At 45.1% G+C, this 20,997-nt stretch carries 22 protein-coding genes; all 22 read left to right on the top strand.

Annotation, left to right across the window (positions count from 1 at the left end):
- The first annotated feature begins 519 nt into the window (after positions 1-519).
- A complete protein-coding gene (locus DHBDCA_RS11975) occupies positions 520-1,197 on the top strand; it encodes a response regulator transcription factor (protein WP_034379249.1) in 678 nt (225 codons plus the stop codon).
- A complete protein-coding gene (locus DHBDCA_RS11970; protein ID WP_015044476.1) occupies positions 1,194-2,267 on the top strand; it encodes an ATP-binding protein in 1,074 nt (357 codons plus the stop codon). Before DHBDCA_RS11975 ends, DHBDCA_RS11970 begins: the two co-directional genes overlap by 4 nt.
- 371 nt (positions 2,268-2,638) lie before the next feature.
- Positions 2,639-3,583 (top strand): ATP-binding cassette domain-containing protein, encoded by a 945-nt coding sequence (locus DHBDCA_RS11965; protein WP_015044475.1) that lies wholly within the window; start codon positions 2,639-2,641, stop codon positions 3,581-3,583.
- Positions 3,584-3,594: 11 nt separating this feature from the next.
- Positions 3,595-4,419 (top strand): ABC transporter permease, encoded by an 825-nt coding sequence (locus tag DHBDCA_RS11960; protein WP_034379254.1) that lies wholly within the window; start codon positions 3,595-3,597, stop codon positions 4,417-4,419.
- A 257-nt stretch (positions 4,420-4,676) separates the two neighbouring features.
- Entirely contained in the window at positions 4,677-5,063 is a 387-nt protein-coding gene (locus DHBDCA_RS11955; protein WP_015044473.1) for a GntR family transcriptional regulator, read from the top strand.
- Entirely contained in the window at positions 5,056-5,955 is a 900-nt protein-coding gene (locus tag DHBDCA_RS11950) for an ABC transporter ATP-binding protein (RefSeq protein WP_015044472.1), read from the top strand. Before DHBDCA_RS11955 ends, DHBDCA_RS11950 begins: the two co-directional genes overlap by 8 nt.
- On the top strand, positions 5,930-7,978 hold the full coding sequence (locus DHBDCA_RS11945) for a DUF6449 domain-containing protein (protein ID WP_015044471.1): 2,049 nt from the start codon (positions 5,930-5,932) through the stop codon (positions 7,976-7,978). Before DHBDCA_RS11950 ends, DHBDCA_RS11945 begins: the two co-directional genes overlap by 26 nt.
- Positions 7,979-8,086: 108 nt before the next feature.
- Entirely contained in the window at positions 8,087-8,227 is a 141-nt protein-coding gene (locus tag DHBDCA_RS15490) for a hypothetical protein (protein WP_015044470.1), read from the top strand.
- A 98-nt stretch (positions 8,228-8,325) separates the two neighbouring features.
- Positions 8,326-8,775: a response regulator gene (locus DHBDCA_RS11940; RefSeq protein WP_015044469.1), complete on the top strand. Its 450-nt coding sequence runs from the start codon at positions 8,326-8,328 to the stop codon at positions 8,773-8,775.
- A 156-nt stretch (positions 8,776-8,931) separates the two neighbouring features.
- A complete protein-coding gene (locus DHBDCA_RS11935) occupies positions 8,932-9,495 on the top strand; it encodes a hypothetical protein (protein WP_015044468.1) in 564 nt (187 codons plus the stop codon).
- A gap of 190 nt (positions 9,496-9,685) precedes the next feature.
- On the top strand, positions 9,686-9,898 hold the full coding sequence (locus tag DHBDCA_RS11930) for a sensor histidine kinase (RefSeq protein WP_081580538.1): 213 nt from the start codon (positions 9,686-9,688) through the stop codon (positions 9,896-9,898).
- Between the two features lie 68 nt (positions 9,899-9,966).
- The gene (locus tag DHBDCA_RS11925) at positions 9,967-10,665 is read left to right on the top strand and encodes a response regulator transcription factor (RefSeq protein WP_015044466.1); all 699 of its coding nucleotides are present in this window, start codon (positions 9,967-9,969) and stop codon (positions 10,663-10,665) included.
- Between the two features lie 218 nt (positions 10,666-10,883).
- Positions 10,884-13,619 (top strand): MASE3 domain-containing protein, encoded by a 2,736-nt coding sequence (locus tag DHBDCA_RS11920; RefSeq protein WP_015044465.1) that lies wholly within the window; start codon positions 10,884-10,886, stop codon positions 13,617-13,619.
- Positions 13,620-13,917: 298 nt separating this feature from the next.
- Positions 13,918-14,127 (top strand): hypothetical protein, encoded by a 210-nt coding sequence (locus tag DHBDCA_RS11910; protein ID WP_015044463.1) that lies wholly within the window; start codon positions 13,918-13,920, stop codon positions 14,125-14,127.
- 27 nt (positions 14,128-14,154) lie between these two features.
- Complete coding sequence (locus DHBDCA_RS11905; RefSeq protein ID WP_015044462.1) at positions 14,155-14,502, top strand: cupredoxin domain-containing protein; 348 nt, start codon at positions 14,155-14,157, stop codon at positions 14,500-14,502.
- Between the two features lie 26 nt (positions 14,503-14,528).
- Entirely contained in the window at positions 14,529-14,858 is a 330-nt protein-coding gene (locus tag DHBDCA_RS11900; RefSeq protein ID WP_015044461.1) for a hypothetical protein, read from the top strand.
- Positions 14,859-14,911: 53 nt separating this feature from the next.
- Positions 14,912-16,711 carry an FAD-dependent oxidoreductase gene (locus DHBDCA_RS11895; protein WP_015044460.1) on the top strand — a complete coding sequence of 600 codons (1,800 nt, stop codon included), beginning with the start codon at positions 14,912-14,914 and terminating at the stop codon, positions 16,709-16,711.
- A gap of 108 nt (positions 16,712-16,819) precedes the next feature.
- Positions 16,820-17,149 (top strand): rubredoxin-like domain-containing protein, encoded by a 330-nt coding sequence (locus DHBDCA_RS11890; protein ID WP_015044459.1) that lies wholly within the window; start codon positions 16,820-16,822, stop codon positions 17,147-17,149.
- A gap of 200 nt (positions 17,150-17,349) precedes the next feature.
- On the top strand, positions 17,350-18,543 hold the full coding sequence (locus DHBDCA_RS11885) for a radical SAM/SPASM domain-containing protein (RefSeq protein WP_015044458.1): 1,194 nt from the start codon (positions 17,350-17,352) through the stop codon (positions 18,541-18,543).
- Positions 18,544-18,674: 131 nt separating this feature from the next.
- Complete coding sequence (locus tag DHBDCA_RS11880) at positions 18,675-19,091, top strand: hypothetical protein (RefSeq protein WP_015044457.1); 417 nt, start codon at positions 18,675-18,677, stop codon at positions 19,089-19,091.
- A 37-nt stretch (positions 19,092-19,128) separates the two neighbouring features.
- Positions 19,129-19,662: a hypothetical protein gene (locus tag DHBDCA_RS11875; protein ID WP_015044456.1), complete on the top strand. Its 534-nt coding sequence runs from the start codon at positions 19,129-19,131 to the stop codon at positions 19,660-19,662.
- Between the two features lie 24 nt (positions 19,663-19,686).
- Positions 19,687-20,979 carry a GMC family oxidoreductase N-terminal domain-containing protein gene (locus DHBDCA_RS11870; protein WP_015044455.1) on the top strand — a complete coding sequence of 431 codons (1,293 nt, stop codon included), beginning with the start codon at positions 19,687-19,689 and terminating at the stop codon, positions 20,977-20,979.
- The last annotated feature ends 18 nt before the right edge of the window (positions 20,980-20,997 follow it).

The raw sequence follows: 20,997 nt of genomic DNA, 5'->3' as shown, positions 1-20,997 counted from the left end.
CGCATACAATTTATTCGGTTATTGAAAGGGTACGGAAATACTTTATCTTCAACCATAAACGGTGATACAGCAGCTCTTATTTGACGCCATTGCCAATGAGGACCAGACAACAACAGTTACAATTGAAGTGAATCTTGTGAAGAATAATAATAGCTGGACAATTACCATGGACGACGAATTCGCAGATGCGATCCTGGGTGGATTCATCAGTGCATTTGAAGATCTGCTGCAATAAAGAAAAAGCAGGATAAATAAACAAAATGGCGGCCATTTGGGCGCCATTTTGTTACAAACTCATTACTGCCAAAAATAATCAAATGTGAAAGTAATAGGAGTATTATGGTATAATATGGGAAGATCAATTCTTTTGTCACAAAACTCCCTTTAGCGGTTTCTAAAGAATGAAACTTCGCTCGTTTAATCTCCGTTTACATTGACGTGTTACGATGACAAAATGAGAATGATTTGATCCAATGGGCAATGTATCAAGGGGAAAAATGAGCGGAATTGGTGATAAATATGAGTAAAATAATGATTGTGGACGACGATCCGAATATTCGTGAGCTTGTACTGGCCCTGCTTCAGAATAACGGTTTTGAAGCCTGTGCAGCGGCAGACGGGCGTGACGCGCTGCAAAAGATGCTGAAAGATAAACCCGATCTGGCGATCATCGACATCATGATGCCGAACATGGACGGCTTTGAGCTTTGCCGTCATTTGCGGCGCTATTACGAAAACATGCCGGTCTTGATGCTGACGGCGAAAGGGGAACTGGCGAGTAAGGTGAAAGGCTTCGGACTTGGCGCTGATGATTATCTGACCAAGCCTTTTGAGGGCGATGAGCTGATCGTCCGGGTTCAGGCGCTGCTGCGGCGTTATAAAATTGACGCTTCCCAAGTGATTCAGATTGGCAATGTCCTGATCGACAAGAACAGCTACAGCATCACATTAAACGGCGGGCACGAGGATATTCCCATGAAAGAATTTGAACTGCTTTTCAAGCTGGCAAGCTTTCCCGGCAAAACATTTTCCCGCAATCAGTTGATTGAGGATATCTGGGGGGTTGATTTTGAGGGGAACGAACGGACCCTGGACGTCCATGTGAACCGCCTGCGCGACCGTTTCCCGGAGATACCGTCCGGCTTTAAGATCACGACCGTGCGCGGACTTGGCTACCGGCTGGAGGTGATTGGATGAAGCAGCCGAAACGGCCGAAACGCCCGCCGGCAGCGATTGCCTTAATCTCATTCATCCTTGCTTTTGGCTGCTTTTTTGCTGCAGGGTATGGCCTTGTGTCCCTGATTTACCGTTGGACCGGCACGCCGCCGCACTTCTGGGCGTCGCTTATTGCCAGCCTCACGGGGATGATTTTATTCATCGGTTCGGCCTCTATTTTCAGATGGATCGCGATCAGACGTACCCATGGCCTCGAGAAGCATCGCGCCACGCATAACCAATTGCTGAACGCCATGACCCGGATTGCCCAAGGCGATTTTGATGTTTTTATTGATACGCAGGATGAATTTTTTTACGATGATATTGCGGAGGGGATCAATAAAATTGCGAAAGAGCTTGGCTCGATGGAGCAGCTGCGGCAGGATTTCATCTCCAATATCTCCCATGAGATCCAATCACCGCTGACTTCCATCAGTGGATTTGCTGCCTTATTAAAAAACGACACGCTGACAGCCGCCCAGCGGAATCACTATCTGGGCATCATTGAAGCTGAAAGCAAACGGCTGTCCGCCTTAAGCGAAAACCTCCTGAAACTGTCGGTGCTGGAAACCGGCGGCGAGCCATTATCGTTGAATGAATACCGGCTCGACAAGCAGCTGGCGGATATCGCCCTGATGCTGGAACCACAGTGGCGCGCCAAGAATATCGCGCTGGAGGCGGACCTGGAAAAACTGACGATCCAAGGAGACGAAGGACTCTTGTCCCAGGTCTGGGTGAATCTGCTGCACAATGCCGTAAAGTTTACGCCGGAGGGCGGTGTGATCCGGGTTGTTTTAAAAGCGGATCAGACGGATGTGTGCTTCCGGATTGCCGATACCGGTATCGGGATCGCGCCGGAAGACCAGATCCATATATTTGAGCGGTTTTATAAAGTGGACAAGGCCCGTGAGCGCGCGCTTGGCGGCAACGGCCTCGGACTTTCGCTCGCTAAGAAGATCGTGGAACTGCATGGCGGGCATATTACGCCGGAAAGCGCGATCGGGAAAGGCACAACATTTACGATCACGCTGCCGCGTCATTTTTCCCACTGATTCTCGGTGAACTTCTATCTAGTAGAACCATTCCAAAGTAACGCTAACATTAAAGATTACACTAACCCCAGACCAGTCTTCGTAATGGATAGCCAGCGTCAAGCGGAGTACGGATTGCGAAGCGCGGCTGTTTCGACGGCCATGGAGGGCCTAGTGCAGCGATGCCATGGATGGCAAGGAGCTGCTCGTCAGGAGGACGCAATCAGCCGAAAAGCAGTATTGTGACACACAGACCTGCCCAAAGCTTAAACAATATTATATATGTTTGATGTTTGAACACTCAGTTTACATTTCGTTTAAATTCCATTTAACCTCCGTTTACTTTACAGCGGTAAACTGTCACCGTAGTAAAAAAACAGGAGGTTATTTTGATGGCTATGATTTATGTAGAAGAACTGGTCAAGCAGTATGATAAAGCGAAAACGCCAGCAGTGAAGGGCGTGAGCTTCGCGGTGAACGAGGGGGAATTTTTCGCCTTTCTTGGCCCGAACGGCGCCGGGAAGACAACCACCATCTCCATTCTGACCACCACGCTTTCCAAGACTTCCGGCATCGTCACGATCGCGGGCTATGACGTGGAGAAGGAGGCGAAGCAGGTGCGCGAGAAGGTCGGAATCATTTTTCAGCAGCCCAGCCTTGACTTGCAGCTCTCGGCGGAAGAAAATATCCGTTTTCACGCCTGTCTGTATGGGATGTTCAGCTACCGGCCGACTTTTCGCCTCATGCCCTCCGCATATAAAGACCGCGTCATGGAACTGGCTGAGATCGTCGGTATTCAGGATGCTTTGTTTAAGCCGGTCAAAAAGATGTCGGGCGGTATGCAGCGCAAGCTGGAAATTATCCGCAGCCTGATGCACACGCCGTCGGTGCTGTTTCTGGACGAACCGACGCAGGGACTGGACGCCGTAAGCCGCAGAAGCTTGTGGGAATACATCAACACTGTCCGCAAGGAACACGGCACCACAGTGTTCTTGACCACGCACTACATCGACGAGGCCGAGAACGTGGACAAAGTATGCATTGTTAATCAGGGACGGGTTGCTAGCTGCTGTTCGCCGGAAGAAATGAAAAAAAGCCTGGTCCGCCAGGAACTGATCCTGGACGCCGACGATCGGGAGGGCCTGACTGGAGAACTTTCGGAACTGGGTTTGTTCCATAAAAAGGACGCGCATATCATCGTCCCTTATCAGGACAAAACGGCGCAGGAAATTATCGCCCGGCTGAATACCAAGCTGACGCTGCTGAAAATCAATGAGCCGACGCTGGAAGACGCTTATGTGGAATATCTGAACAGGACGGGAGGTGCAGCAGCATGAGTGAGATTGCCATGAATGAAACTGCCTGGTCAAAAGAAAAAGAGAAATCACGATTCGGACGTGAAATCAACGCTGTGCTTACGATTGCCGCACGCGACATTACCATCGCGCTCCGGTCTCCCGGCTCCCTCATCATGAGCCTGATGATGCCGCTGATAATGATGGGGATGCTGGGCGGCAGCCTCGCCCAGAACATGGCGGGCGGACTTAGTTTTGATTACAATCAGTTTATGCTGGTCGGGATGCTGGTCAATATGCTCTTTATGGTCACGACTATGGGGATGACGTCGCTGGTCGAGGACCATACCACGGACTTTACTCAAGAAATGCTGGTCTCTCCCGTTTCCCGGTATGCGATCGTGATCGGTAAGATTTTCGGCTCTTCCTTTGGAGCAATCGTCAGTATGGCCGGCACCTTGATTGTCGGGCTGATCATGGGAATTACCCTAAGTCCCGGGCAGCTGCTGCTGATTCTGGCGCTGTCGCCGCTGATGTGCCTTTCGGGGGGCGCGCTGGCCATGATCATTATCGGGCTTGTCAAAAGCAGTAGGACGGCGAATATTGCCGTGATGCTTATCACCATGCCGCAGATGTTCCTTTCCGGCGCGATTATCCCGATCAACCACTCCAGTGGTGTCCTCTATGCCTTAAGCCATGCCATGCCGATGACCTACTGCCTTGACCTGGTACGGGCGGTGGTTTACGCAGGGACGCCGGAATACGGCAGCGTTGTCTTGTTTAATCCGGTGGTGAACTTTATCGCTATTGCAGTGTTGACGGTGGTTTGCCTGATCATCGGCACATTTTTCTTCGCATGCTCGGAGAAAAACAGGTAAAATCAGAGTTCCGTTTGATACTTGGAACCGGTCAGTCTCTATTTTTTATATGTAACAAAAATCCCGGACAAGGCATAGTATATGATAGGTTAAAAATATTTTTGGTTATAAGCAGAAACCCGGTTCACTTGGCCGGGCTTCTGCTTTTGTTATGCTTGGATTTCTTCTTTTTTTCTCTATTGACAAAAAATGGAGGATAAGTTAATATAATCACTGTATTAACTGTACTATATAAAATAATACAGTTGGAGGTAACGATGTTTCAATTGGATTATTTGGATCATAGGCCTTTATATGAACAGATTAAGGAGAAATTAAAAGCACTTATCATCAGCGGCGTCTTAAAACCCAATGAAAGGGTCCCGTCTGTTCGTGAAATGGCCCAGTCTCTCACCATAAACCCCAATACCATTCAGAAAGCTTACAAAGATCTGGAGCTGGAAGGATATATATACGCCATCCGTGCCAAAGGAAGCTTTGTTACACCCTTTGCTGACAAAGTCAATCAAGCAAGAAGGGGTGACTTGATGCTGGAGATAGACAAACTTATCTCAGAGCTTGCCTATATGAATATACCTAAAGAACAGCTTATTTCCAGGATCGAAGAAATATATTCAAAGAAGGAGGGCAAGAAAATTGATTGAGGTTAAAAATCTGACGAAGAATTTTGGCAAAAATAAAGTTTTGAATGAATTAAATATTAATGTCAGGAAAGCATCGGTATATGGCCTGCTTGGGCCGAATGGTGCCGGAAAAACTACGCTGATTAAGCATTTAACCGGATTATACCGCCAGGATCAAGGCACAGTGGCGATTGACCATCAGCCGGTCTATGAAAATCCTGAGGTTAAGGCCCGAATGGTCTACATACCTGACGATTTGTATTTCTTTTCTCAATACAGCATCGATGAAACAGCAAAGTTTTACGCAAAAATATATCCCCAATGGAATTGGAACAGGTACGAGCAATTAAAGCAGGTATTTCCTATCGACAGCAAGAGAAGGGTTGTCAAACTCTCGAAAGGGATGCAGAAACAGGTGGCCTTCTGGCTGGGGATTTGCGCAATGCCCAGCGTGATGGTCCTTGATGAACCCGTCGACGGTCTTGACCCTGTCATGCGAAAAAAGGTATGGAGTCTTGTACTTCAGGATGTCGCCGAAAGAGAGGTAACCGTATTGGTGTCATCCCACAATCTGAGAGAGCTGGAAGATGTTTGTGATCACGTCGGGATTCTTCACAATGGAAAAATCGTTGTGGAGAGAGAACTGGATGACATGAAATCGGATATCCACAAATTTCAGATCGCATTCTCTGATAGCATTCCGGAGGGATTCCTCGTAGATACACATATTTTGCACAAGACCCAGACAGGAAGCATACTGCTGCTCATCGCCAGAGGAGATAAGGACGAATTAATGCAAAAAGTAAAATCAGCCAATCCGGTTATTTTGGATGTACTTCCCCTGACGCTGGAAGAAATTTTTATTTATGAATTGGGAGGAATGGGCTATGACATTCAAAATATCCTTATTTAAAAAAGCGTTGATCTTAAGTGATTTTAAACGTTACTGGTGGCTAAGCGCCCTGTATGCACTGGCTCTTTTTATTGATATGCCTTTCAGGAACCTGATGGATACCCTGAAATTAGAAATTTTTGATGCACAATGGCTCCAAGATACTGTAGATAGGGCGTTAGGCCTTTCAGAGAGCGGGCTTCAGAATATTCTAATCTGTACGGTGCCGGTTTTATTGGCAGTGTTCATATTCAGATACTTGCAGGCAGACAAGTCATCCGTGATGATGCACAGTTTGCCATATAACAGGAGTTCTCAATATGCCAGCCATTGTTTTTCAGGCCTCGTTCTTTTACTGCTGCCTGCAGTGCTGAATTGTTTCATTCTCATACTGTTAAAATACGTTACGGTACTCGGAAGCTTTTATACGCTGCCTAAGATATTAATGTGGCTGGGATTACACGTGTTGTTCAGTGTCTTGTTTTACAGTGTAACTGTATTTGTTGGCATGCTCACCGGATCTTCCATCGCCCAAATCGTGTTTACTTATATCTTTCAGGTACTGCCGGTGGGAATTTATACGTTGATTACCTACAGCTTAGGGCAATTATTGTACGGATTCGCCAATACCTACTCGCTGGCTTTCGAGAATACTTATCCGATATTTTTGCTCTTGAATGGGATGCCGCAGGGAACAGTGTATACGGTGCATACTGTCGGATACTTTATTACATACCTCATAGCGGCAGTCATATTTTTTGGATTGGGATGGTTGGCTTACAAATACAGAAAACTCGAAACGGCCGGAGATATTATTGCCTTTCCCGCGTTATACCCGGTATTCAAATATGGGGTAACCTTCTGTTTGATGCTTATTGGAGGATCCTATTTCTGCAGTCTTGCCGGACAGTCTTTTCCCTTGCTGATTATTGGCTATTTTTTCGGTTCGGTCCTGGGGTACTTTGTTGCCGAAATTTTGATTCATAAATCTTTCAAGGTTTTGCATTTCTATAAGGGTTATCTGTACTATTCGGCTGTGATTCTGATACTTTTTGGAGCTATCTCTCTGGACGTTGGTGGTTTTGTTAACCGTGTACCAAACCCTGAAGAAGTAGACAAGGTTTATTTGGGGTATGACATGGGACTGTGGGTTTATTATGAAAAAGAAAAAAATCCGGAATACCTGGAATATTGGTACGGAAAACGTTACCTCGAAAATAACAATCCTTTGTTCTTTGAAAGCAAGGATAATATTGCAAGAATGACTGAGCTTCACAGATATTTGATAAAAGAAAGGAATAAGGCTGAAGGCCAACCCCGTTATCTTATTTATACGCTGAAAAATGGGGGCTATCTCATCAGGCAATACGAAGTTAATGAAGCCGATCAGAAGGATGCTGCTTTGTTAAAACCGATTTATGAATCCGGTGAGTATAAAAGCTTGATATTCCCGGCAATAAGCCTAAAGCCGGAGGATATAAAACTCATCACACTCAGCGATGGTCGCAGCGGCAAAAAGCCTGTAATTCTCACAGACAGCACGGATCTTAAGGAATTTACAGAAATTCTGAAAGATGAAATAAGTAAAATGTCCTATCAAGAAATGGCGTCAAAAAAGCAGGAACATATCAACATATCAGTCGTTAACAATGAAGATAAAACGACAAACATCATGCTTCAAAGCAGTTTTACTTCGCTCAAAAAGTGGCTTGAAGAAAAGGGATATTACGACCAATTTGCCCTGCTATTGGAGAACATCGAATCTGTTGAGCTGGAAAACTACGAAGAAAGGATGATAGCAAATAATGCAAGAAATTCAGACGAAGCAGTAATTCCCAAGAAGGTAGAAATTAAAGATCCTGAAGTGATTGAGGAATTATTAAATATTGATCCAAGTCCGGGTTACAATAGCAGCAATGTTGTCATTGTGCGCTTCAACATTCGAAATGGTACCAGTAATAGTTCATGGGAAAATCATGTCAATATGGATACGGATGTTTCGGAAGAATTAAAGGGATATCTCAGGGAGCTGGAAAATAATTAAATTCAGGTGAAAACCGCCGTCATTTTTGCTATACTATTGCTAGAAATTTACATTTGGCAGGATAACTTTGCCTTGTTTCAGCAGTAGAAAAAAGATTTGAGGTAAAAAATGACGCTTGCAAGTAAATCAGATAATCTTAACAGTTCAATCCGGCTGGAATGCATTGATATTTTCAGGGGGCTGACCATGGCGCTGATGCTGATGGTTAATAATCCGGGTAAAAATGAACCAATAAGAGACAGGCCATAGGATATATAGTGCCATAAGAAGCTCCTCTTAATATATTTGTCATAAAACTCCCCTCTGCGTTTCTAGAGAATGGAACCGCAAAGGGGGGATAGACGGAAATGGAGGTACTGGACTTGGCCGTGGAAGAAGATGACAAAAAAAATGAAATCCGTGACTCCGAAATTAAGGTCGAAGAAAAGCCGTTAACGCTTCTCATTGTGGAGGACGATGAGATCATCCGGATTGTGATTGAAAAATTTTCCTTGCGCAAGGGCTGGAAAGTTGTCTTGGCAGAGGACGGGTATGCTGCCCTCGATGCTTATCAAAAACAGGAATTTGATATCATCATAATGGATTGTCAGATGCCGGGATTAGATGGTTACCAAACAACGGAAGCAATCAGACAATTAGAGCGTCAGCGAGGCGCACACACACCCATTATCGCTATGACGGCTGATGCGTTAGAAGGGGTCAGGGAGACCTGTATTAACGCAGGAATGGATGATTATTTAACGAAGCCTGTCGAAACAAGTGCATTTTATGAAATGGTCGAGAGATGGGCAAAATAGGATCACAAGTAAAAAGAATAACGTCTAAATAAAAGAAAAATGTCATAAAAATGATATTTTTTTTTGCTATCATCCTATAAAAGCCACCTTGTTTTTCCCGAAATAGCATGGCGTTTAGAAAATAGCGTTGATACAAAGAAAAAGGAGATGGAAAGAATGTCTACAGCAATGAAAAGTTATATTGATTCAGTAACAGCCGAAATGAAGAATGGCAAAGCAGCCTTTCTCGTCATTGTTTTTACCATCGCTAGACTTATCTATGGGTTTGGCTGGCTTACCTCCGGGCTTCACAAGTTAACATGGCTTTCTGATGGAAACATCCATTCAGCGGGGCTGATCACGAAGCTTGTTGCGAATATTGCCGGACCTGAAGTTACAAGGTTTGATCCACTTTATATTAACAAAGCATTCGCCTGGATTGCCAACACTTTCTTCTTAGGTATGCCAGGAGTAACGGATACGCTCGTCGTTATATTTGAGATTACGATAGGTCTCTCCATGATTCTTGGATTTAGAATTTTCTGGTTCGCCTTCATTGCAATGTTTATGAATACGCAATTCATGGCCAGTGGATCGTTTAACAACTTTGGTTATATCTGGACAAACTTAGCGATGTTGAAATTCTCAAAATATGCGGAGCTTATCGGAATCGATGGATTTTTAAGGGCCAGAAAAGGTATGCACTTATTGCCAAATAGCGTTAACCACACAAGCTGCTAAATAATGTAGAGTACCCTGTAACCCCTAAAATTGTAATATAATCATAAAGGTCAGGCGTCTTCAGACGTTCTGGCCTTTATGATTTTTTCGCTGGAGGTACTGCCATTTGAGGAGGAAATGACGAGAAAACGTGGAATATGTTGAGATATATCTTAGGCGGTAAGACGCTTTGAGGAGTGTGCTTCTTGTGATGGTCCTAGATAAGAGTCATGAAGTTCGCACGTATATGACAAGAATTATGAGTATGACTGATTTGACACTGATGACGGAAGTCACGGATGAACAGCGGGAATATCTGATGGTCATAAAGTCATCGACAAAATCACTGCTGAAAGTATTCAATGAGATTGTGGATGAAGCAAAAATCCAGGCTGGCAAAGCCGGTTCGGAACAAGTTCCCTAGGGATGGCGTAGGAAATCAAATCTGTTATACGGCTGTATTGGCTATTGAGTGAGAAGGAGGTCGTCATCTTGAAAACAAAAATTCTGGTTGCAGAAGATGACACCAGTATCCGGCAATTCTTGCATATCTTATTAAGCCGCGAAGGATATGATGTAAAGGTTGTCGGAGACGGTACGGAAGTCAGCACGGAGTATCGGAATTACAAACCAGATCTGCTGTTGCTCGATATCATGATGCCCGGGATGGATGGATTTGAAGTTATCCGCAAAATACGGAAAGAAAGTAATCTGCCGATTATCATTTTGACGGCCAAGGAAGACAATGCAGATAAGATTTCCGGACTTATTTTAGGATGTGATGACTATATCACCAAACCGTTTGACAGTACGGAACTTATCTTACGTATTAAAGCGGTATTGCGCCGGGTTAAAGAACATGGACGATTGGAAAATATTCGAGATATCGTGGAACTTCCTGGCCTGACGATTAATAATACCAGCCGCACAACCATGGTAAGAAGCCAAGAGGTTGATCTGACCCCCAAGGAATATGCGCTTCTCTGGTTACTTGCCAACCGTCCTGATCAGGTCTTTACGAAAGACCTGATCCTTAACCAAATTTGGGAAACTGACTATTTTGGAAGTGATTCAGTCGTTGCATCACTGGTAAAACGTCTGCGGCAAAAGATTGAACCGGATGTTGCCAATCCCTATTACATCAAAACGGTACACGGAGTCGGATACAAACTGGGAGTGAAGCCCCTGTAAAGAACTCTTTTCATCAGATCTGGAGCATAGATTCTAAATAAAAGAGAAATGTCATAATAATGGCATTTTTTTTTGTTAGTATCCGTAAAAGAACATTTATCGAAGAAAGAAGGATTATTATCTATTATCATCTAATTAAGAATATTAAAATTAAATTATTGTTCGGAGCACCGTCCAAAAATATAGCGGAACCGAACCCTTCACTGAGGAAGTGTTTTATGGAAAATGCGAAAGAAAATCCGCTGAATTATATGATTAGCGCGATGATTGTCGTCGTTGGACTGTTTTTTATCAGAAAGTTCAATTACTTACTGTTCCATTCTTTAGTAGAATTATTCAGCATTGCCATCGCCGGAACCCTTTTTCTGATCATGTGGAATTCCAAAAAATATATGGAAAACAAAGTGCTGGTGTTTATTAGCATCGGCTACCTTTTCGTTGCGATGATCGATCTTTTGCACACGCTTTCGTACCAGGGGATGTCTATTTTTAAGGATTACGACTTCTATGCCAATCAGTTATGGATTGCGGCGCGATATATGGAAAGCCTAACCTTGCTGGTCGCATTCGCTTGGCCTGAAAAGGTTAATCAAATGATACACAGGGTCGGGACCCGGGGAATCATCATCATCTATTTCCTTATAACAGCGGTCCTTTTGGCATCTATCTTTGTATGGAAAATCTTCCCGATCTGTTTTATTGCCAACCAAGGACAAACAGAATTTAAGATTATCAGCGAATACATCGTTTGTTCTATCTTAGTAACCGGTATTTTGTTGCTTTGGAAGAACAGAAAAAATTTCGATGAAAAGACTTATAAATTGTTGATCGCTGCGATGGTCTTCACGATCTTTCAGGAACTGTCTTTTACTCTCTATATTGATAACTTTGGCATCCTGAATATGGTCGGACATTACTTTAAAATCATTTCCTTCTACCTCATGTACCGTGCCATCGTAAAGACCGGGATTGAAGACCCCTATAATTCAATCTTCCGTGAACTGACAATTAATGAAATCAAGCTTAAAGACGCAAAAAATGCGGCTGAAGCAGCCAACAACATGAAGAGCCGTTTCTTAGCAAATATGTCCCATGAAATCCGCACACCGCTCAATTCAATCATAGGGTTTACAAATATCCTGTATGAGGAGGAGAAGGCCGCTGAGAAACGGGAAAAACTTGAAATCATAAAAAATGCCGGCAGCCATCTTCTGAACCTGATCAATAATATTCTCGAGTTTTCTAAGATCGAAGCCGGTATGATCCAAATAGAACAAAAAAGGTTTTCCATACGCAAACTGCTGGAAAACCTGAAAAAAATGTTTATGATTCAAGCGCAGGAACGCCGCCTATCCTGGGAGGTGTATATTGATTCTTCTGTTCCTGAAATCATCGTAGGTGATGAACACCGGATCATGCAAGTTTTGGTCAATTTGACGGGGAACGCATTCAAATTCACCGAGTTTGGCGGCGTGAGTATCCGGGTTACCTACCAGAATGGGCAGCTGGAAATCATCGTTAAAGATACCGGCATCGGAATTCCAGAGGATAAACAAACCGTAATCTTCTCCGCTTTTGAGCAGGCCGATACTTCTTATGCAAGAAAATATGGGGGAACCGGCTTGGGACTGTCTATCACGCAAAACCTGCTGGACGTGATGGGGGGGAGCATTCGGTATGAAAGCACCGGTACGGGTTCTGAATTTATCGTATCCCTGCCGGCTGAAGCCGGGGAAATAGAATTACAGGATTATATCGAACCGGTCTTAGCGGGAACTGAACTAAATAGCAATGAGCGGATTATATTCCTGATTGTGGACAGCAGCAAACCGGTCGATATGGAAGTTGTTCTGAACATCGTGAAACGAGGTTCCTGCGATGGGGTCGCAATAAAAGTACTTCCTTTCGATGCTAAAACAAAAGACAGCATTATGATCGGTAGTGCTGACATTGTCCTACTGTATGAAAATACCGGAAGCAACACGATGAAGATGTTAGCCGATGATTTGGAACAGGATTTTCGGACAGCATTTGTCCCAGTCATCCGCCTGAAGAAAGGCAGGGCGGGTCGGATCAGTTACCAGGCGGACGCCAATGCCCTGAAATACGGAACGCCCAGTCAAGAAGACGACTTCTATTCATTTATCCGTCAAGTCATGCAAGGCAGGGAGGCCTTCGGTACAGCCATGGCGGAAAGATGGCTTAACAAAGCAGAAGAGGAGATGGGGACTCCTGAGATGCTGCTGGAGTGCCTGAATCATATTGTGATAAGAATAGAGGCCCTGGAGAATGCCCTTGTTGAGCAGGTGATCGAAAAGATTCAGTCCCTGACGCATTCCCTAAAAGGAAGCGCTGGGACACTGCAAATGACAGAGGTCTATCAGAAGTCCTCTGAAATAGAGGCGGAACTAAGAAAAAATCCACCCGATATGGAGAAGGTCAGGAAGAGATTCTCCGATGTGAAGGAAATATTAGGATTGATTCCGAAAGCGTATTTTGATATGAAACAGCTCCATATAGAAAAACAGAAACAGGCCTTAGGGAAATTACGGATCCTGGTGGTAGACGATAACGTGGAGAATCGGAAACTGATTGCTTATTTCTTTAACCGGATGAATCTTAATTATCAAGAAGCCGAAAACGGAGAGGCTGCACTGAAGTTGTTACATGAAGAAAGTTTTCATGTCGTGCTGTTAGATTCTCAGATGCCGGTGATGGATGGGATGACGATACTTAAATTGATCCGTGAGGATCCGGCGCTGAAAGGCCTTCACGTCATTATGCAAACGGCCACGACTTTCCGGGAAGATATCCGGGAGTTTTTCCGCGCAGGATGTGACGACTATATCTCTAAACCTATTCATTTCGGAGTTCTTCAGGGCAAACTTGAGAAGTTCATCACCTGGCACGAATCAAAGAAGATGCGGACAACTACGCCAAAGGACTTTCTATGAAAACCATGTAGTATGAAAACCTTGTGCAAAGAATAGATGCCAAATGGAAGAAAAATGTCATAATAATGACATTTTTTTTTGTTATCATTTTTAATATCCATAAAAGTAAGTTGAGAAATGAGGGCGGAAATATGCAAATACTTTATTCATTCAACAATGAAAAGGAATTAAAGATCATAAGGGCGATCATGAAAGGATTATATGGTAAAGATAACATGCAGCGCTTGGAAGGTAATGATGAATCAGTCCTTAGCAATAACCGAAGGTATGAAGATAGCAAGGTTGGAAGTGTAAAAGCATGATGATACCGGTAATAATGGGAAAGCCGCTCCATCTCTGGCTTGGTTTGCTATTATTCTTACTGATCGTTTTTCAGATTCTTGTTGCGAAAAGAATCGTCCCTATTCCTTTTCGATGGCACCGGATCATGGGATACATCATTCTTCTGGTAGCAATCATCCATGGTTCTATGGCAATAGGGCTCTATTGGGGAATATTCAGATTGTAAAAATTTATGGAAATGGAGGGCTTGTTTATGAAAAAGATACTCCTGTTTATTAGCATCATGCTGGTGATACTGACCATAACCATTACGGGGTGCAGTCCTGCTAAGAGCGGGCAGCCGTCTGACCAAGCGCCTGAAAAGAATTCGGTCCTTATTGAGAATAATCAATTCCAACCAGCCGAGATAACCATACAAAAGGGTGAAACCATTAATTGGATTAATAAGGATGCAATGGATCATACGGCTACAGGTAAGTCTTTCGACAGCGGACGCTTGAACAAGGGCCAATCGTATAAACAAACTTTCAGTGATGCAGGAAAATTTGATTACATCTGTACCTATCATCCATTCATGAAGGGGAAGATTATCGTTAACTAAAAAAAGTGCCAATTTATAAGATACCTATGCCGGAAAAAATGCAGCGTGATATTTGGAAACTGTGTGAGAAAAACAATTTATCGTATGAGTTAGTTTTAGCGATTTTCCAAGTAGATGGAAATAATGATGCGCAACCTCAGGACATTAATATCGTAATTGAAGAGCTGATTGATGATCGGGACTATTGGACCGGGCAAGGATATCCTGATGAGATGGTCTTTGATCTCATCATACTATCCAGACAAAGAGGAATTGAAAACAGCAAAATTCTCCTCAATGACAGCGGCTCTTATGAAAATGATGATTATGTTCAAAAAGTAGCTGCATATAAGTATGATCTCGACCAGTTACAATAACAGCAAAAACCTTTTTCATTCAACAGTACATAAGAGAAAGAAGGATTGAAACTATGAAAAAATGGATTTGTACTGTCTGTGGATACGTCCATGAGGGGGCTGAACCACCAGAAAAATGTCCCATGTGCGGTGCGCCAAAGGAGAAATTTCAATTACTTGCTGATCCTGGTCAAGATGCTCATGGCTTGAATAGCCTTCCGTTCACGAGATCGTCTACCTTTGATGATGAAGCAGATATTCTTATCGTGGGAAGCGGTGCGGCTGCATTTTCTGCAGCAATCACTGCAAGAAAGCAGGGAGCCAGTGTTATCATGCTGGAAAAAGCGTCTTCAATCGGTGGAACGACCATTCGGTCGGGGGGCGGTTATTGGACGCCAAACAATCGGTTTCAACGTGAACGGGGGATTGAAGATAAAAAAGAGGATGCACTTCGCTATATGGCACGATATTCCTATCCTCATCTGTACAACCCAAAGGATTTCAGGTTAGGGATCCCGCAGAACGCGTATGAACTGATCGAAGCAATGGTTGACAGAGCGTCGGAGACAGTAGAGTTTCTAGCTGAATGCGGTGCCCTGAGCAGCATTCAGGAAATCAACTGGACAGGTAAACCCCAGGTGGATTATATGGATCATCTTCCGGAAAACAAAGGAGTCCGGGGACGCGTTTTGTACGCAAAAAATCCCGAAGGCAAGATGAGTTACGGCTTTGAACTGATCAGACAACTGGAGGATTGGGCGAAAGCAAATGGGATAAAGATCATGACGGATCATCAGGTTATCCATATCCTGCAGAACGACCGGAAAGAAGTGGTTGGGCTGGAAGTTGTCAGGGGAGGAAAAGAAATCATCAGGTTCAGAGCGCGCAAGGCAGCTATTTTTGGCAGCGGAGGTTATTCCCACAACCCGGAACTCATGCTTCATTTCCAGCGGGGGCCTCACTTTGGCGGCTGCTCCGCACCGACGAATACCGGCGACTTCATTACGATGTCAGTGGAAATCGGTGCCAAGCTCGGTAATATGGCCGGTGCTTTCCGAGCAGAAAGTATATTGGAAAATGCCCTTGCCTATCCTGGAGGTTCGAATAACGTATTTTATATTCCCGGTGACAGTGTCATTGAAGTCAACCGTTATGGCAAACGCATCATGGATGAAAAAAGAAATTATACGGATCGGACCATGACCCACTTCGTTTGGGACCCTCAGCGTGCGGAATGGACAAACATGCTGGTGTTTATGATTTATGACCAGAGGACGGCTGAATTATGGCAGGGATTTCCGCCGTACCCGCTTCAAAGCAATGCGCTTCCTTCCTATATCATTTCAGGGTCTACGCTGGAGGAGCTCACGCGATCATTATCTCAGCGGTTGTCGGCATTAGCCGAACATACCGGGAGCTTTGGACTGGCCCCTGATTTTCTGGAAAACTTAAAAAATACGGTGACCCGTTTTAATGAATTTGCCAAAAACGGCAAAGATGAGGATTTCCATCGGGGAGAATACACGTATGACAGGGAATGGACAACATTTCCGCCGACGGTTCCCGGCGCCCCTTGGCCTCCGGAAGGAAGTCGGAATTATTGTATGTATCCGCTAAGTGATCATGGGCCGTACTATGCGGTTATCCTTGGAGCGGGGACACTGGATACCAATGGCGGACCCGTCATTGACAGTCGTGCCCAAGTCCTGGATGTTCGTGGGAATCCAATCCCAGGTCTTTATGGCGCGGGAAACTGCATTGCTTCACCGACAGCCAATGCCTATTGGGGTGCGGGAAGCACCATCGGCCCCGCAATGACTTTCGGCCATATTGCAGGGATCCATGCGGTGGCCGAACCGGTTAAAAATACTTGAAAGCCCTTTTAAACCCGTTGGATTATAGAGAAAGCTCCTTACATCTGAACTCAGTTCAGGAAACATAAAGAAGATAAAACAAAAAATAAAAAATAGGAGGAAATAACTATGTTATGGAAATGTTCTGTTTGTGGTTACGTTCATGAGGGAAGCGCGGCCCCCGATTTTTGTCCGAAATGTGGGGCGCCAAAGGAGAAATTCAACGTCTTATCTGAAGAAGATGCCAAAAAGATCCTGGATTCAGACCGGACCAATGACATCCACATGGAAATCATCAAATTAGCGATGAGAATAAAAGATTTAGCAAAAGAAGGCATTGAAATCAATCTTGACCCGCCATGCGTTGCTTTGTTTAAACAAGCTCATGACGAGGCCTGGGTCATCAAACAAAGAAGCAAAGCAGAAATCGCAGGCCATGTTGGACGAGGCAAGTGGTAAGTTTAATTTTTTGATTAATTGCGCCGTTCCAGGCGCATTTTTTAATATAAAAATCCACACCTATCAAGGCGTGGATTTACCGTCTCCTCACTGGCCGCCGCATGCCATTATAAATTACAGGCAGGTCAATGCATGGTGATGTAAGTATAATTATGATAAACTATCAAGTAGAAATATATGGAATGTAAGGTGCGCTGGCCATGTCTGAATTCAACAATAAGATTGCCTTAGCCAGATCGCTATGGGCAAACAAGCAAATCATCAGGGTCAAACCTTCAATCAATTGGTTCCTGATGAAATACATGGGGAAGTTCCGTTTGCTGAATGTCGGTGGGCAGCTGGTCCTTCATTCCCATTTGCCCCCGGTAAACAGCAAAGCCTTTACCCGCTTTATCAATGAGCACCTTCTGGCAAGGACGGAGGGGCCCTCCCATGCCCAAATTAGCCTGACCGATGCCTGTCCTCAGCATTGTGCCTATTGTTACAACAAGAACCGGAGCGGGGAGCTTCTCAATACGGCAGAAATCAAGCAGCTCATTCAGGATCTGAAGAAAATGGGTGTCTTCTGGCTGGGTTTTACCGGCGGGGAGCCACTTATGAACAAAGATCTCGTAGAGATCGTCCAAAGCGCCGGAGATGATTGCGCCGTTAAGCTGTTTACCACAGGCATGGGCATTACGCAAGAGCTGGCGGCGGAGCTGAAGCGGGCGGGTCTTTGCTATGTCTCGATCAGCCTGGACCACTGGCAGGAGGAAGAACATGACCGAATCAGAGGATGCCATGGGGCTTTCCGGGCAGCGCTTCAAGCGATCGAAATATTTAAAGGCACAGGCGCTCATGTCAGTGTATCGACGGTCATCTCCAGGGAGATGCTTCGGGAAAATCAGGTTGAGAAATTTCTGGCGTTCCTGATCGGCCTTGGGATCGATGAAGCATGGCTGAGTGAAACCAAGCCAACAGTGGAGGCTTTTTGGCATGAGGCCGCAGTCCTTACCGAAGAAGAACGTTTAAGCCTTGTGCACTTGCAGGATAAATACAATCGAGAGAGAAAAATCACGGTGAATTATCTTGGGCATTTTGAAGGAGGAGAGCATTTTGGCTGCAATGCAGGCCATAAAATGGTCTATATCGATGCCTTTGGCGAGGTTAGCCCGTGTGTGTTCATACCGATAACCTTCGGCAATGTCCGGGATAAATCGCTGCAAGCCGTTTTCTCGGAGATGAAAGCACATTTTCCGTCGGAAAGCTGCTGCTTTATGAACAAGAACTATGCGTTGCTGAAGAAATATAATAAAGGGCAATCGCCCCTTAGCAAAGAAGATACGTTGAAGATGATGAAGGAAGTCCGGTTCAGTCCGCTGTCCGAATTTTTCCGGCTGTATTATAAGGGGTAAGGCTATCGGAATAAAGCCGTGGAAGTGAAATGATTGGAGTGAAGCTATAGGGATGAAGCTATAGGGATCAAATCATTGGGATGAAGAGGTAGGAATGAAGTAATAGGGATAGGGTTATGGGGGTATAGGTTATGAGCTTGTATAAACTGTTTAGCTTGATTGCAGCAGGAATATTTGCCGTGGTAGGTCTGATTTTTCTGTTTTTCCCTGATGCGGCCCTGATATTCTTTAACCGTATTTCCGGTTATTTTGGACTGCCCGAAGCTCCATTAGAAGGCGTCGGGTTTTATCTGGCACTGGCAGTTGCTTATATGTATCTTGTTACTTTACTTGCCATCTTGATGTATCGAAATCCGGTGCAGCACATCTATCCGTTTTTATTGACCCATGCCAAACTGGCATCTTCCATCCTTTCTCTGTTTCTATTTTTCATTTACCGGCCCTACCTGATTTTTTTGGCCAACTTCGTTGTTGACGGGTTGATTGGCTTAGCGGCACTGTATTTTTACCTAAAAATTAGGAAAACCGGGCTTAGCGGTAATGCTTAGCGCCTTTTGCTAAGACTGAAAAAAACAGGGAGTTGCAATGCTTTTAAAAATCATCCAGTTTTGTCTGCCAGAATGGATCAAGAGGAAAAAACTGAAGGAATTGTTCCGCTTGACGGCGGATGCTTTCCAAAGTGAGCCGCCGGAGCTAAAGGGGCTTTCTTCGGCTGCGCTTCTCCCGCAATACGCTTTATTTACCAAGGAACAAGCGGAAAATCATTTACAGAGCGGACGCCCCGTTGAACAAGTCAAACAGCGGCTGTACCAAAATGCTTATCGATTCGGACGGAACTTGAGAAAAACCCTGCATATCGGAACCTGGGAAGAGGCTGTTACGGCCTTGAAGGTGATCTATCAGTTGATCGGCATTGATCTTCAATGTGACCAGCAGGGGGGAATCATCATCCGGCAGTGCTATTTCAGCAGTTATTATTCCGGGGAAGTCTGCAAACTGATTTCTGCGCTGGATGAAGGGCTGGCCGCAGGGCTTTCAGGCGGCGGCAGGCTGTGTTTCCAGCACAGGATCACGGAAGGCAATGAATGCTGTAAAGGATATTTTCAAAGGGAACTTTAGGTAAAAAAGTAAGGATGGTTCAACATGAAAAGGGTAATCGTCGTCGGCAGCGGTGCGGGAGGGGCTGCCGCGGCCAAGAAACTGCAGGGGAAATTTCAGGTGACAGTCCTGGAGGCAGGTCGGGAATTCAAGCCGTTTTCTATCAATTTATCTGTTCTGGAAAAGCTAAGAAAAACCGGACTGTTCTTCGATGAGAGGGAAATACAACTGCTGTTTCCGTCGATGAGCGTCAAGAAAACCCCGGACAGCATGGTGATGGTCAGCGGGAAGGGCTTAGGCGGGACGACCACGCTTTCAGCAGGAAATGCCCTGCGTATGGACAAAGGGCTTAAGGATCTTGGCATTGATCTGGATGATGAATTTGAAGAGCTTTACCGGGAGATCCCAGTCACCAATGACCATCGGCCCAAATGGCGGAATTCCACCAAAAAGCTGTTTGAAATATGCACGGAAATGGGCCTGAATCCTGTGCCTTTGCCCAAACTGGGTAATTATCAGCGCTGTACCGGCTGCGGGAGGTGTGTCCTGGGCTGCCGGTATCATGTAAAATGGGACAGCCGTCAATTTCTGAACGCTGCACAGGATTTGGGTGCGGAGCTCATCACAGGCTGTCAGGTAGTGAAGCTCGTTATGGAAAAGGGTCTCGTAAAAGGGGTTCAGGCCCAAAAAGGCTTCAACACCGTATTTTACCCGGCGGATCTTGTAATCCTGGCGGCAGGCGGATTTTCAACCCCCGTCATTCTTCAGAACTCGGGGATCGAATGCGAAAGCAGGCTGTTCGTTGATCCCGTTCTCTGCGTGGCTGCCCGGCAAAAGGGAAGTCTTCAGAACAAAGAGCTTTCGATGCCCTTTGCCGTACAGAGGGAGCATGCTATTTTATCCCCTTATTTTGATTATCTGAGCTTTTTCTTTCATCCTAGCTGGCGGTATCCTGCCCAGGATATCGTATCCCTGATGATCAAGCTGGCGGATTCAAGCGCCGGAACGGTTGATAACAAAAACATCAGGAAAACGCTGAGCGATATAGATCAGGAAAGATTGCGGGAGGAAGTTGGACTCTGCATAGAGATCCTTGCCAGGTACGGGATAAAAAAGGATACTATTTTCCTGGGAACGATCAATGCCGGACACCCCGGCGGCATGCTGCCGCTTACCGCAAACGAAGCCGGGACATTCCACAGTCCCAGGCTGCCCGAGAACCTGTATGTAGCTGATGCAACGCTGTTCCCCGAGCCTTTGGGGAATCCGCCGATTTTAACGATCATGGCGATGGCGAAGAGGGTCAGTAAAATCATCATTGACAAAAATGGCCTGTAAAACAGGCCATTTTTGATA

It is taken from the genome of Dehalobacter sp. DCA (assembly GCF_000305775.1).
In the GTDB taxonomy this organism is placed as follows: domain Bacteria; phylum Bacillota; class Desulfitobacteriia; order Desulfitobacteriales; family Syntrophobotulaceae; genus Dehalobacter; species Dehalobacter alkaniphilus.
This window is presented reverse-complemented; position numbering and strand designations above follow the sequence as displayed.